This window comes from Ruegeria sp. SAZD011 (genome assembly GCF_059612545.1).
In genome coordinates, this window is sequence record NZ_JBXWQU010000014.1 from 282604 (window position 1) to 296677 (window position 14074).

Annotated in this window: 11 protein-coding genes; 4 read left to right on the forward strand and 7 right to left on the reverse strand. The window is 64.3% G+C overall.

Going from position 1 to position 14074, the window contains the following annotated elements:
- Window positions 1–11 precede the first annotated feature (11 nt).
- The 6 genes from AC2FLM_RS04565 to mraZ are packed head-to-tail and all read right to left on the reverse strand — an operon-like array spanning window position 12 to window position 6555.
- A complete protein-coding gene (locus tag AC2FLM_RS04565; protein WP_496856109.1) occupies window positions 12–1406 on the reverse strand; it encodes a UDP-N-acetylmuramoyl-tripeptide--D-alanyl-D-alanine ligase in 1395 nt (464 codons plus the stop codon).
- A complete protein-coding gene (locus AC2FLM_RS04570) occupies window positions 1403–2884 on the reverse strand; it encodes a UDP-N-acetylmuramoyl-L-alanyl-D-glutamate--2,6-diaminopimelate ligase (protein WP_496856111.1) in 1482 nt (493 codons plus the stop codon). Before AC2FLM_RS04570 ends, AC2FLM_RS04565 begins: the two co-directional genes overlap by 4 nt.
- Before the next feature lie 18 nt (window positions 2885–2902).
- The gene (locus tag AC2FLM_RS04575) at window positions 2903–4690 is read right to left on the reverse strand and encodes a peptidoglycan D,D-transpeptidase FtsI family protein (RefSeq protein WP_496856113.1); all 1788 of its coding nucleotides are present in this window, start codon (window positions 4688–4690) and stop codon (window positions 2903–2905) included.
- Window positions 4687–5055, reverse strand: coding sequence for a cell division protein FtsL (ftsL, locus tag AC2FLM_RS04580; RefSeq protein ID WP_234137705.1), 369 nt, complete (start codon window positions 5053–5055; stop codon window positions 4687–4689). Before ftsL ends, AC2FLM_RS04575 begins: the two co-directional genes overlap by 4 nt.
- Window positions 5052–6047: a 16S rRNA (cytosine(1402)-N(4))-methyltransferase RsmH gene (rsmH, locus tag AC2FLM_RS04585; RefSeq protein WP_496856116.1), complete on the reverse strand. Its 996-nt coding sequence runs from the start codon at window positions 6045–6047 to the stop codon at window positions 5052–5054. The genes ftsL and rsmH overlap by 4 nt, the downstream gene beginning before the upstream one ends.
- Window positions 6048–6051: 4 nt before the next feature.
- Window positions 6052–6555: a division/cell wall cluster transcriptional repressor MraZ gene (mraZ, locus tag AC2FLM_RS04590; protein WP_234137703.1), complete on the reverse strand. Its 504-nt coding sequence runs from the start codon at window positions 6553–6555 to the stop codon at window positions 6052–6054.
- Window positions 6556–7490: 935 nt separating this feature from the next.
- On the opposite strand from mraZ, the gene AC2FLM_RS04595 reads away from it, so the two are divergent.
- Together AC2FLM_RS04595 and AC2FLM_RS04600 are read left to right on the forward strand one after the other, a co-directional pair.
- Window positions 7491–7715, forward strand: coding sequence for a DUF1127 domain-containing protein (locus AC2FLM_RS04595; RefSeq protein WP_234137702.1), 225 nt, complete (start codon window positions 7491–7493; stop codon window positions 7713–7715).
- Between the two features lie 366 nt (window positions 7716–8081).
- Window positions 8082–8372, forward strand: a complete 291-nt coding sequence (locus AC2FLM_RS04600; protein WP_234219233.1) for a DUF1330 domain-containing protein — start codon at window positions 8082–8084, stop codon at window positions 8370–8372.
- Here the strand turns inward: AC2FLM_RS04600 and AC2FLM_RS04605 are convergent.
- Window positions 8369–10765 carry an ATP-dependent helicase gene (locus tag AC2FLM_RS04605; RefSeq protein WP_496856119.1) on the reverse strand — a complete coding sequence of 799 codons (2397 nt, stop codon included), beginning with the start codon at window positions 10763–10765 and terminating at the stop codon, window positions 8369–8371. The genes AC2FLM_RS04600 and AC2FLM_RS04605 overlap by 4 nt on opposite strands.
- Window positions 10766–11023: 258 nt before the next feature.
- Between AC2FLM_RS04605 and AC2FLM_RS04610 the strand changes: the two genes are divergently transcribed.
- Both AC2FLM_RS04610 and AC2FLM_RS04615 read left to right on the forward strand, forming a co-directional pair.
- Complete coding sequence (locus AC2FLM_RS04610; RefSeq protein ID WP_496856325.1) at window positions 11024–12766, forward strand: sensor domain-containing diguanylate cyclase; 1743 nt, start codon at window positions 11024–11026, stop codon at window positions 12764–12766.
- Between the two features lie 97 nt (window positions 12767–12863).
- Entirely contained in the window at window positions 12864–14018 is a 1155-nt protein-coding gene (locus AC2FLM_RS04615) for an alpha-hydroxy acid oxidase (RefSeq protein WP_496856121.1), read from the forward strand.
- Window positions 14019–14074: the final 56 nt, after the last annotated feature.

Genomic DNA, 14074 nt, shown 5'->3' on the forward strand with positions numbered 1-14074 from the left:
CGGCGTCCTTGTTACGTTTCCGACTCTTTCGATCCGGCCCCATGGCCCATTTCACGCAGCCCGTCAACAAGACGCGCCAATCCCATGCTGAGCGAGCCCTTGACCAGCACCGCATCGCCCGGCGCGACCAGCGCGGGCAGTTCGGCCAGCATCTGGGCACCGGTCTCGGCCCAGCGCCCGCGTTTGGCCTCGGGCAGAGCCGCGTGCAGGGCGCGCATCAGCGGCCCGATGCAATGGACCTCGTCGATCCGCGCCATCGCCGGCAGCGCGGCCAGACCGGCGTGCAGCGCCAGTTCCTCGGGACCAAGCTCCTTCATGTCACCCAGAAAGGCCACGCGACGGCGACCCGGGGCGCTGGCCAGCACTTCGAGCGCGGCCCCGACCGAGGTGGGGTTGGCATTATAGCTGTCGTCGAACAGGGTCAGCGGCCCGCCGGGCAGGGTCACGATCTCGCGCGCACCGCGCCCCTTGTAGGGGGTCCAGCGCTGCAACCCTTGCAGCGACGCCCCCGCATCGGCCCCCAGCGCATCGCAGCAGGCCAAAGCCCCCAGCGCGTTCATCGCGAAATGCGTTCCCGCCGATTGCAGGGAGAAGCTGACCGGACCGGCCGGTGTGTCAGCGCGGGCATGGGTCATCCCATCCGCCACCTCGACCCCGGTCAGGCGATAGTCTTGCGCGGCACGCCCGAAGGAAACCTGCCGGGCGCCCTGAGCGGCAGCGCGCAGGATATCCGCCTCGGGAATATCGGCGTTCAGAACCGCCACGCCGCCGGGCTCCAGCCCCTCCATGATCGCGGCCTTTTCGCGCGCGATACCCGCCACGTCGTCAAAAGCCTCCAGATGCACCGCCGCGACGGTGGTGACCATCGCCACATGCGGGCGGGCCTGGCGGGCCAAGGGCGCGATCTCGCCGGGATGGTTCATGCCGATCTCGATCACCGCAAACTCGGTGTCCCGCGGCATCCGAGCCAGAGTCAGCGGCACGCCCCAATGATTGTTGTAGCTGGCGACGCTGGCATGGGTGCGGCCCTGAACGCCCAGCATGGCGGCCAGCATTTCCTTGGTCGAGGTCTTGCCGACACTGCCGGTCACCGCCACGACGCGTGCCTGCGTGCGGGCACGACCGGCGCGACCCAAGGCCTCAAGCGCGGTTTGCACGTCTTCGACCAGCAACAGCGGCGCGTCCGGGACCACCCCCTCGGGGATGCGCGCAACCAGCGCGGCGCCCGCGCCCTTCTCCAGCGCCTGTGCCACGAAGTCATGCCCGTCGCGGGCGGCGGTCAGCGCCACGAATAAATCGCCGGGCGCGATGTTGCGGGTGTCGATCGAGATGCCGCTGACCTGCCAGTCGCCCATGGCGCGGCCCCCGGTGGCCTCGGCGGCCTCGGTTGCGGTCCAGAGTGTCATGCCAGCCGTCCTTCCAGAGCGGCCACCGCGATGCTGGCCTGTTCCACATCGTCAAAGGGCAGCACCTGATTGCCCACCACCTGCCCCGTCTCATGCCCCTTGCCGCAAATCAGCAGCGCATCGCCCGGTTCCAGCGTGTCGACACCGCGCAGGATCGCCTCGGCCCGGTCGCCCACTTCGGTGGCACCGGGGGCGCCCTGCATCACGGCGGCGCGGATCAGCGCCGGGTCCTCGCTGCGCGGGTTGTCATCGGTGACAATGACGATATCGGCGTTTTCCACCGCCGCCTTGCCCATCAGCGGGCGCTTGGTCGCGTCACGGTCGCCACCGGCGCCGACAATGGCCACCAGCCGGCCCATCACATGTGGGCGCAGCGCCTTGAGCGCGGTCGCCACGGCATCGGGGGTATGGGAGTAATCGACAAAGACCGCAGCGCCATTGGCGCGGGTCGCGGCCAGCTGCATCCGCCCCCGGACCGTGCCCAGATGCGGCAGGGTCTCGAACACACGTACCGGTTCCTCGCCGCAGGAGATGACCAGCCCGCAGGCCAACAGGATATTTTCCGCCTGAAAACCGCCGATCAGGTCAAGCCGCGCCTGATAGGCCTTGCCTCGCCACGAAAACAGCATGTCCTGACCGGTGGCGTCAAAGCGCTGGTTGGTCAGGCTCAGGTCACAGGGGCCACGCCCCACCGTCAGCACGTTCTGGCCGCGCGCGGCGGCAATCGCGCGCATCTCGGCGCCCTTGGGGTCATCCATGTTGATGACCGCCACCCCGTCGGGCGGCAGCACCCGGCGAAACAGCCCCGCCTTGGCGGCGAAATAGGCCTCGAAAGTGGCGTGATAATCCAGATGGTCCTGGGTAAAATTGGTGAACCCGGCGGCCTTGAGCACCACTCCGTCCAACCGCCGCTGTTCCAGCCCGTGGCTGGAGGCCTCCATCGCCGCGTGGGTGACGCCGTTTGCCACCGCCTCGGCCAGACAGCGATGCAGGGTGATCGGTTCCGGCGTGGTATGGGCCAGCGGCGCGGTCCAGGCGCCCTCGACCCCGGTGGTGCCAAGATTGACGGCAGCATGGCCCAGCTCGGTCCAGATCTGGCGCACGAAGGTCGAGACCGAGGTCTTGCCATTGGTGCCGGTGACCGCGACCATTGTGGCGGGCTGCGCTCCGAACCACAACGCGGCCGTCAGGGCCAGCGTCTGGCGCGGATCCTCGACCACCACCAGCGCCGCCTGCGAGGCGTCCAGTTCGGCGGCCGCGATGCGGGCGCCCTCGGCATCGGTCAGGATGGTGCTGGCGCCCATGCGCAGGGCGTACTGGATGAACTCGCCGCCATGCACCCGGCTGCCGGGCAGCGCCGCGAACAGGAACCCGTCGCGCACCTGACGGCTGTCGACGGCCAGCCCGGTGATTTCAGGGTCACGCCCGCCCCGGGCGGTCAGCGCCAGATGGCTTAGTCTTCGTGCCGAGTCACCCATGGCGCCCTCACCTCATGTTCAGTTCGAGGTGAGCGTATAGCCAGCCCCCTGCGCGGGCTCAAGCTGTGGCCTGAGACCCAGAAGCGGCGCCACCCGGCCGATCAGTTCGGCTGCGACCGGCACCGCCGTCCAGCCGGCGGTGCGGCGCTTCTCGCCATAGGCCAGGATCGACGGCTCATCCAATGTCACCACCAGAACGTATTTCGGGTCCGAGGCCGGGAACAGGCTGGCAAAGGTTGCGATCACCTTGTCCTCGTAATAGCCGCCGCGCGGCTTGGGCTTGTCGGCGGTGCCGGTCTTGCCGCCCACCTGATAGCCCGGCACCTCTCCAAAGCTGGCGGTGCCGCTGGTGACCACCTTGCGCAGCATCGCCCGCGCCTGCCGGGCGGCGCTTTCCGACATCACCCGGGGGCCATATTGCGGGCCTTTCTGTTTCAGCACCGTCGGGCTGACATATTGCCCGCCATTGGCGATGGCGGCATAGCCCGCCGCCAGATGCATCGGGCTGGTCGACAGGCCATGGCCATAGGAAATGGTGACGGTGCTCAACTCGCCCCAATTCTTGGGCTTGAGCGGTTGTCCGCCCGAGGCCTCGACAATCTCGAACGGGGTCGGATCGAACATGCCCAGACTGTTGAGAAAGGCCTGCTGCCGCTCGGCCCCGATCTGAAGCGCAAGCCGCCCGGTGCCCCGGTTCGAGCTGTGCACGATCACGTCGGCGATGCTGATCTTGCCGTAATTCTTGTTGTTGAATTCGCCGATCGGAAACTTGCCGATCCGCATCGGCCCCGAGGTGTCGATGATGGTATCGGAACTGACCAGCCCCAGATCGACCGCCTGCGCAGCGGTGAAGATCTTGAAGACCGAGCCCAGCTCGTACACCCCCTGCACATAACGGTTGAACAGCGGGCTGTCCGAAGGGTCAAAGCCGCTGGTGGGCGGGTGTGGCCGGTCATTGGGATCGAAGGAGGGCAAGGAAGAGGCGGCAACCACCTCGCCCGTATGCACATCCATCAGGACGGCCGAGGCGCCCTTGGCGCTCATGATCTTCATGCCGCCGTCCAGCACCTGCTCCATCGCCGCCTGCACCGTCAGATCAAGAGACAGCTGCAAGGGCTTGGTCCCGTTGGCCGGGTCACGCAGGTAGCCGTCGAATTGCTTTTCGACACCGGCAACGCCGATCACTTCGGCGGCGTCCACCCCTTCGCGGCCGAACCCGGCACCACCCAGGACATGCGCGGCCAGCCGGCCATTGGGATAAAGCCGCATCTCGCGCGGGCCAAACAGCAGGCCGGGATCGCCGATATCATGCACCGCCTGCTTCTGCTCGGGGCTGATGCGTTTCTTGATCCAGATGAACTTGCGCTTGCCGGTAAAGTCGCGCACCAGCCGGTCGCGGTCGAGATCGGGGAAGATGCGGACCAGCCCCTCGGCGGCGGCGACGGGGTCGACCATCTGCGGCGGCTGGGCATAGAGCGAATGGGTCTCGAAATTGGTGGCCAAGAGCCGCCCTTCGCGATCGACGATATCCGCGCGCTGCGCCGCGATGGTGGCCCCGGGGGCACTTGCCATCGGCTCCTGCGCCTCGGACGAGGCCAGCATGCCCATGCGGGCGCCGACCACCGAAAAGGCACAGAAGAAAAAGACACCCAGCACCAGCAGCCGCCCCTCGGCGCGGGCGCGCGAACGGTCCTGCATCTCTTCATGGCGCAGGCGGATGTTCTCGCGTTCGATCAGATCGGGGTTCTCACCCTTGGCACGGGCATGCAGGACACGGGCAAGCGGGCGCAGAGGGGTGCGGATCATGGCTGTTGCTCCGGCGGCAGGGTTCCGGCGTCCGAGAAATTCGACACGTCGATCCCGTTGATGATCGGCAAGGCGGGATCCTCGGCATACATGATTTCCGAGACCCGCCCGAACTGGTCGGCGCGCATGGGCAACAGGCCCAGACGCTCGAAATTCAGGTCAGCAAGTTCGCGCAGGCGGTCGGGACGGTTGAGATAGGCCCATTCGGCGCGCAGCACGTTCAGCCGCACCTGCGCCTCGCCGATCTGGCGTTGCAGGCGCTGGGTATCCTTCAACACCTCCTGGGTGCGGTAATTCTCCTGATAGGCCCAGAGCGCCAGTCCCAGAACCGCCAGCGCGGTCAGCACATAGATCACACTTTTCACCGCGTTCCCCCCCTGAGTTGCGGCATGCCGATGGATTTGGCATCGACCGCGCCCGCCGGCGCGTCGGTGCGCAGCGCGACCCGCAGCTTGGCAGAGCGCGCGCGCGGGTTCTCGGCCAATTCCTGGTCGTCGGGTCCGACGGCCTTGCGGGTCAGCAGCTCGAACTGCGGTGCATCCTCGACGGTTTCAGGCGCATAGCGGTTGGCCCGCCCGCTTCGCCCGGCCCGCGCCTGCAGGAAGCGCTTGACCATCCGGTCCTCGATGGAATGAAAGGTGACAACCGCCAGCTTGCCGCCCGGTTTCAGCGCCCGCTCGGCCGCCATCAGCCCCTCGAACAATTCGTCATATTCAGCATTCACCGCGATGCGCAGCGCCTGAAAGCTGCGGGTGGCGGGATGCGACTGGCCCGGCTTGGGCCGGGGCAGACAGCTTTCGACGATGGCGGCCAGTTGCAGCGTCGTCTCGATTGGCGCCTCGGCGCGCGCCTTGACGATGGCCCGCGCGATGCGGCGGCTGGCGCGCTCTTCGCCATAATGAAACAGGATATCGGCCAGATCGGCCTCGGTCGCGGTATTGACCAGATCGGCGGCACTCGGCCCCTCCTGGCTCATCCGCATGTCGAGGGGACCATCCTTCATGAAGGAAAACCCGCGCTCGGCGAGGTCAAGCTGCATCGAGGAGACCCCGAGATCGAGCACAACTCCATCCAGATCGCTGGCATAATCGTCCATGCGGGAAAACACGCCCTGCTGCATCACCAGCCGGTCGCCATATTCGCCGGCCCAATCCGCCGCCAGTTCAAAGGCCAGCGGATCGCGGTCCACCGCGATGACGCGGTCAGCCCCGGCGGCCAGCAGGCCGCGGGTATAGCCACCGGCGCCGAATGTACCGTCCAGCCAGACCCCCGACACCGGCGCAACCGCCGCCAGAAGCGGGCGCAGCAGAACGGGAATGTGGGGATCGTCGGGAGAGGGGGCAGCGGTTCCGGACATGACCTCAGCTGCCCCCGGCCCCGTCGAGATACTGCATCGGATCGAAATCCTCGGGCAGCTCGTCCAGCCATTCCTCGGCGGCGGCCAGCTCTTCCTCTTCATAGGTGGCCGGATTCCAGATCTGGAACGTATCACCCGCCGCGATAAAAAAGGCCTCGTCGCCAAGCGCGATCTTGGTGCGCAGCTTCGCGGGCAACACCAGGCGCCCGGTCTCGTCGACGCTGGTGGGAAAGGACTGACCGTGGAACATGCGCTGAAGCATCTTGCGTTCCATCGAGCCGCGCGGCAGTGCGTCGATCTTGGCATCGACCTCGTCGATCGCCTCCATCGTGTAGCATTCGAGGAACTTGCGGCGGTGATCGCCATAGACGATTACCAGCTCGGGATTGCCGCCGGATTGCCAGTTCGGGTCGCCCGCCTCCAGGACACGGCGAAACGAGGCGGGAATGGACACCCGCCCCTTGCTGTCAACCTTATGGTTGCTTTCGCCTCTGAACCTGCGCGCCAAGCCGACTGTCCCTTTCGCCTGCGCCCCCGTTGAATTTCCGTCCCCAGAAACGTGAAAACGGCGGGTTGATCTGCTGCCACTGATCAACCCGCCGCCTTAGCCCGCTTTGCGGGGTGTCCGACTGCGCGCGCCACCTGGGGGGATGTCTGCTCGCTCGCGCGCCGGATCTCTTGGTTCGATGAAAGCGAAGTGCCTGTATGAAACCTTGTTATTTTTGGTTGGGGTCGTTTGGTGCCCCTGTCGCCTCGTCCTCATCGGATGAACAAGGGATGCCATGGGAAATTATGGAAATCAACACCAATCTATGGACCCACATCATAACCCCCTCTGAACAAATTAGGAACAAGCCAGCAGGATTGGATATCTCGACACGACATACAGACAGTGAGTTACAGATAACAACTAAATATGGGTATATTTACCCCATCCCAAAATTTCCCTCGATTTCCCAAAAAATTTCTACATCTAGCGATGCCCGGCTCTTTGTTTCTTTTTTGTTCTCATTAACGACACGAATCACCACCCGTTTCCCCTGAAAAACTGGATCGCATCGGCGAGCGGACCTATCCATCCCACGATTTCCCATGACGACCGTTCAGATCGGCCGCTCCCCAATTCCGACCAGCCGCGAGTCAGCGCGGCGGCGGCCGCGTCCGTTTTTTTTCGTGCCTAAAATCAAATCACGTCGCGTAAGTCTCAGACACTCGCTCTTGGGCGGTTCCAGACCGATAAATAGCGACCGAATGCGTCGGTTCGGAAAACCTCAATAAAATATGGCTCTTTGTGCGATTCCCGAACTTATCCAACTAATCTATGCACTTGCTGCATAGCAGCATTGAATCGAAGAGCTATTGTGCACTTGCAGCAATCGCCTATCTTCAGCCTCAAGCAAGCGCCACAACACGGTGCGGACGAAACGGATACGGATAAGAACGATGGCTGTGACAAGCGAACATAGCACCCTGAAAGGCCACCACGGTCTTGGCGTTCTGGCGCTGATCGAGGCCGCGCGGAGCCGGTTTGCCGAGCATCGCATCTATCGCCAGACGGTGAACGAACTGTCTGCGCTGTCGGGACGGGAACTGGCCGATCTGGGCCTGCACCGCTCGATGATCAAGCGCGTCGCCATGCAGGCGGCCAAGGACTACACGGCGCGCTGAGCGCCACGAATTTTCGGGATCAGGCCCTTCTCCTCCTCCCTAGGGCCTGAGACGACGCGGCGGCATCCTCCTCCTCCCTGATGCCGCCGCACTAATACCGGCAAAGAAAGCCGGACGTGGATACACCGGGCTCTCCTCCTCCCTGTCCGGTGTAGAAAGCGCGCGGCGGTGCTCTCCTCCTCCCTGCACCGCCGCGACCCTCATACCGGGCGTCGATCCCGGGTTCGGATACATCGGGGCTTCTCCTCCTCCCTGCCCCGGTGTTGCAAAGAACGGCGGTTCCCCTCCTCCTCCCTGGGAACCGCCGTTTTCTTTTGTTCGTGGAAAACCTAAACTGAAGTCACAATTTCCATGGGGGGATGCCGAATGCCTGCCTACTTCATTGCGCAAATAGAAATCCGAGATCCGACAGGATATCAGGAGTATCTCGCAGGCTTCATGCCGATTTTCGAACGCCACAATGGCCGCCTGCTTACGGTTTCGTCAAAACCGGTGGAATGCGTCGAGGGAACTTGGCCTGAAGGCGGGGTGGTGCTGATGGAGTTTCCAGATATGGAAAAAGCCCGGGCCTGGAAGAATGACCCGGACTATCAGGAGCTGGCGAAAATCCGACAGCGTACCGCGACAACCAACATGGTTCTTGTCGAAGGCCTCTAGAACGGCACGTCGTCTTTGGCAGACAGAAAACGGGCAACAACCTTCTTGAGTCCGGCCTTGTCGAAATCGACTTCGACCTTGTCGCCCTCGATGCCGATCACCTGTCCATAGCCGAATTTCTGATGAAAGACGCGCTCGCCCAGTGTGAAACTGGCCACCGCGTTGAGATCGATCACCGTGGTGCGGCTTTCGCGCGGTTGTGAAAGCCCATGTTGACCCTGACGCGCCTGGAGCCGTTTCCAGCCGGGCGAGTTATAGCCATCCGCCGCCGCTGCGCGACTTTCGATGCCGGGGCTGGACAGGCCACCGCCATAGAGGCCCGGTGGCGTCAACACCTCGACATGATCCTCGGGCAATTCGTCGATGAACCGCGAGGGCAGCGCGTTCTGCCACTGGCCGAACACCCGCCGGTTGGCGGCAAAGGAGATGGTACAGACCTCTTCGGCGCGGGTGATGCCCACATAGGCCAGCCGCCGCTCCTCTTCGAGCCCCTTGAGGCCGCTTTCATCCATCGAGCGTTGCGAGGGGAACAACCCGTCCTCCCATCCCGGCAGGAAGACGGCGGGAAATTCCAGCCCCTTGGCCGCGTGCAGAGTCATGATCGAGACCTTGGCCCCGCCGCTGTCCTGCTCATTGTCCATCACCAGGCTGACATGTTCCAGAAACCCTTGCAGGTTCTCGAAATTGTCGAGCTGGTTGACCAGTTCCTTGAGGTTTTCCAGCCGCCCCGGCGCCTCGGGCGTCTTGTCGTTCTGCCACATGGCGGTATAGCCGGACTCGTCCAGGATCACCTGCGCCAATTCGATATGCGACATTTCGGGCGCACCGAATTGCATCGGGGCGGTGTCATCGTCCACAACCGACTCGTCGTCGATCTCGATTCGCGGGCCGCGCGTCAGTGCAGCCCAGCGGGCCAGACCGTCGGTCAACTCGCCCAGCGCCTTGCCGCCCTTCCCCTTGATCAGGCCGTTCTCCACCGCGATCCGGGCACCTTCGACCAGCGACACCCCGTTTTCGCGCGCAACCGCGCGAATGGCCTGTTGCGCCTTGTCGCCCAGGCCGCGCTTTGGGGTATTAACGATCCGCTCAAAGGCGAGATCGTCCTCGGGGCTGGTGACCAGCCGGAAATAGGCCATGGCATCGCGGATCTCCATCCGCTCGTAAAAGCGCGGGCCGCCGATCACCTTGTAAGGCAGGCCGATGGTCAAAAAGCGATCCTCGAACGCGCGCATCTGATGCGCCGCGCGCACCAGGATCGCCATTTCATCCAGCGAGACCGGCTGCACGCCCCGTGTGCCGCCCTGCATCGCCTCGATCTCTTCGCCGATCCAGCGGGCCTCTTCCTCGCCATCCCAATGGCCGATCAGGCGGACCTTTTCGCCCTCTTGCGCATCGGTCCACAGCTCCTTGCCCAACCGCCCCTCGTTGCCGCGAATGACATTGGATGCGGCGGCCAGGATATGCGGGGTCGAGCGATAGTTCTGCTCCAGCCGCACCACATGGGCACCGGGAAAATCCTTTTCGAACCGCAGGATATTGCCCACTTCGGCACCGCGCCAGCCATAGATCGACTGGTCGTCATCACCCACGCAACAGATGTTGCGATGCCCGCCCGCCAGCAGCCGCAACCACAGATACTGGGCGATATTGGTATCCTGGTACTCGTCCACCAGCACATAGCGGAACCAGCGCTGATACTGTTCCAGCACATCCGGGTGGGTCTGAAAGATGGTGACCATGTGCAACAGCAGGTCACCGAAATCGACCGCGTTCAGCTCGCGCAGGCGGGTCTGGTACTGGGCATACAGTTCGGGCCCGCGATGGTTATAGGCGCCAGCCTCGGCAGCGGACAGCTTGTCGGGCGTCAGCGCCTTGTTCTTCCAGCCGTCGATGATATTGGCCAAGAGCCGCGCGGGCCAGCGCTTGTCGTCGATATTGGAAGCCTGCACCAGCTGCTTGAGGAGGCGCAGCTGGTCGTCGGTGTCGAGAATGGTGAAGTTCGACTTCAGGTCGACCAGTTCCGCATGCCGGCGCAGCAGCTTGACACAGATCGAATGGAAGGTGCCGAGCCAGGGCATGCCCTCGGCGGGTTGGCCCAGCATGCGGCCGACGCGGGTCTTCATCTCGCGCGCGGCCTTGTTGGTAAAGGTCACGGCCAGGATCTCGTTGGGCCGGGCACGGCCGGTCATCAACAGATGCACGATGCGCGCGGTCAGCGCCTTGGTCTTGCCGGTGCCCGCGCCCGCCAACATCAGGACGGGACCGTCCAAACGCTCCACCGCCTCGCGCTGAGCGGGGTTGAGGTCATCCAGATACGGCGTGGGGCGCGCCGCCATGGCGCGCGCGGAAAGCGAGACGCCTTCAAAGGCGTCCATGTCGTCATAACTGCTCATGGGGGCAAATTACGCCGGAACGGGGCCGAGGGAAAGGGTTTGTTCACGGCTTGTTCACAGGTTATTTCGGTTCTCCATCACGTTTTGCAGCAAGTTTAACGATTTTGGCGGAGCGCTGGGGGAATCTGTTAACGGCTTTGTAAACTCGCGCACCCAGCCTTGAGACGGTTTGGGCGAGCGCGGGAGAGAAGCTTGGGACACAGGGCCTCCGTCAGTTGGCAACTAAGATGGGTCGGCCTGGCCCTGTTTCTGAGCGCGATGGTGGGCGTCGCCGCCTGGTCGGTGTTTCGCCTGCCCACCCCGGTCGTCGACCGGATGATCGAGTCCGATATCCGCAAACAGGCGCAGCTGTGGACCCGCGGGATCACGATGCATCTGGAGCATCTGCCCGAGGTCTTTGCCAGCGGCGAGCTTGACGAACATGACATCGAATTCCTGATGTTGATGCCCAGTACCTCGGATGCCTACCGGCTCAAGCTGCTGAACGCAGAGGGGCGGGTGATCTGGTCCACCCGCAGCGCCGAGCTCGGCACGCTTACCCCGGATGCCCCATTCTTTGACGTGGTGGCACGCGGAGGAACCCACTATTCTCTGGTCGAGCGACCGATCACCGAGGTTGACGTCGCCATGCCCGCCGCGCGGGAGGGACAGCAGGACGACGCGCGTTGTATCGCCGAGGTCTATACCCCGGTGATCGTGGACGGCCAGTTTCTGGGAGCGCTGAAATTCTATGCCGATGTCAGCGAGCGCCGGCAGACCTTTGCCACGCGGTTGCAACTGGTGCTGGCGGCGCTCAGCAGCTTTGCCCTGTTGACCATGTGCGCGACGATGCTGGTGATCTACCGCACCAACCGCGCCCGTTTCGCGGCGCTGCAATCGCGCACGGCGACCGAGCGCTCGCTGATGGACGAACAGTTGCGGCTGGCGCGCGAGGTGCGTCTTCTGGGCGAGTTGAACGAATGGCTGCAGTCGTGTCGCGCGCTGGAAGAGCTGTTCGCGATGGTGTCCCGTTTCATGGAGCATATCCTGCCTGATGCCGAGGGTAGTCTTTATGTCTATTCCAACTCTCGCGATGTGCTGGATGGCAGTGCCGGATGGAACGGCGGCGCGTTCAAGGATCATATCCACCCCGAGGCCTGCTGGGGCCTGCGTCGGGGGCGGTCCTATGAATACGGCGCCTCCGAGGTCGATTTCGTCTGTGACCATGCCGAACCGCATGACGGCCGGCCCTATTTCTGCTTTCCGATCCTGGCTCATGGCGAAACCGTCGGGCTGATGCATCTGCGGGCGCGGGCCGGGGCCGAGGCGGATTTCTCGACCAGCAAGCGGTTGGCACAGATGTGCGCCGAACAGATCAGCATGGCGATTGCAAACGTGCGGATGCGCGACCAGTTGCACGACCAGTCGGTGCGCGACCCGCTGACGGGCCTGTTCAACCGGCGCCACCTGACCGAGACCCTGCGCAAGCAGCTGCTGCATTGCCAGACCCGTGGTGGCAGGCTCAGCCTGATCGCGGTCGACGTGGATCATTTCAAGAAGTTCAACGATATTCATGGCCACGATGCCGGCGACATGGTGCTGCGCGCGGTCGGAGCAGCATTGGAACAGGCCTGCGACCGGGACGAGGTGGCCTGTCGCATCGGCGGTGAGGAGTTCATGCTGGTGCTTCCCGACTGCACACCCGACGATGTGATGACACGCGCCGAATTGCTGCGCCAGTCGGTCGAAGAGGTCACCGTCCGCTATGGCGAAAAGACCCTGCCGCGCGTGACCATCTCGGCCGGGGTGGCGCATTACCCCCGCCACGGAACCATGCCACAGAACCTGATGCGCGCCGCGGACGACGCGCTGTACGAGGCCAAGGGAATGGGGCGCAATCAGGTGCGGGTGGCGCAATCCGCCGGTGCCGATCAGCGCGAACCGTCCGGACCGAAACCCGCAAAGACAGCCGCGCCCCCTGACGATCCACCTCGGGCCGAGGGGAGTTTTGCCGCAGAATAGGCCGGGGGCGGGTGACCAGCCGCCACCGCCGCAGCGCAGAAAAATCTTGAGGGAATGACATATCCGGGACTAGACTTTTCCCCGACGTCACCCATTAATGCGCCGCATGGATGTGCACAGTGCGTTTCCCGGTATCATGGACCTGAAATGGCGTGCCAAGCGGCGCCTGCCTCGCTTCGTCTGGGAGTATCTGGACAGCGGTACCGGGGTCGAGGCCACCAAGGCCCGCAACCGGGCGGCGCTTGATCGCATCGGGTTTCTGCCCTCGGTCCTGCATGGCCCGCTCGAACATGATCTGACCACGACGCTCCTCGGCATGACCTACGACCTGCCCTTTGGCATTGCCCCCGTGGGGATGTCCGGTCTGATCTGGCCCGATGCCGAAGGCCATCTGGCCCGCGCCGCCGCCCGCGCCAACATTCCCTATTGCCTGTCCACCGTCGCGGCGCAAAGCCCAGAGGACCTCGCCCCCCATATCGGGCCGCAGGCCTGGTTCCAGCTCTACCCGCCGAAGGACCCGGATATCCGCCGCGACCTGGTCGAGCGGGCGCGGCAGGCCGGGTTCAAGACGCTGGTCCTGACGGTTGATGTGCCAGTCGCCTCGCGCCGCGAGCGGCAGGTCCGTTCGGGCCTGACCCAGCCACCGAAACTGACCCCGCGCCTGCTGGCACAGGTGGCCATGCGCCCGGCCTGGGCGATGGGCATGGCTCGCAGCGGCATGCCGCATATGCGCACGCTGGACAAATACAGCCAGGGTCTGACCAATCTGCCACCCACCGCGCATATCGGCTATCTGTTGCGCACCTCACCCACCGAGGATTACGTGGCCTGGCTGCGCGATGCCTGGCAGGGGCCGTTTGTCGTCAAAGGCGTCCTGCGCCCCGAGGATGGCGAACGGATGGAGCGTCTGGGCGTCGATGCGCTCTGGGTTTCGAACCATGCCGGGCGCCAGTTCGACGGTGCCCCGGGCGCGGCCGAGATGTTGCCGCAGATCCGCGCCGCGACCAGTCTACCGCTGATCTTTGACAGCGGCGTCGAGGGTGGGCTCGATATCTTGCGCGCGCTGGCGCTGGGGTCCGATTTCGTGATGCTGGGCCGGGCCTTTCATTTCGCGCTGGCGGCACTTGGCCCGCAGGGCGTCGCGCATGCCATCGACATCCTGCAAAAGGACATCGAATCGAACCTGGGCCAACTGGGCGCCGCGCGCGCCAGCGACTTGCCGCCCACCCGCCCCCTGAGCGCCGCACAGTGACCCTCTCCGCACCCGGTCATATCGAAATGCGGCGGATGCGAGCGATAACATGCCGG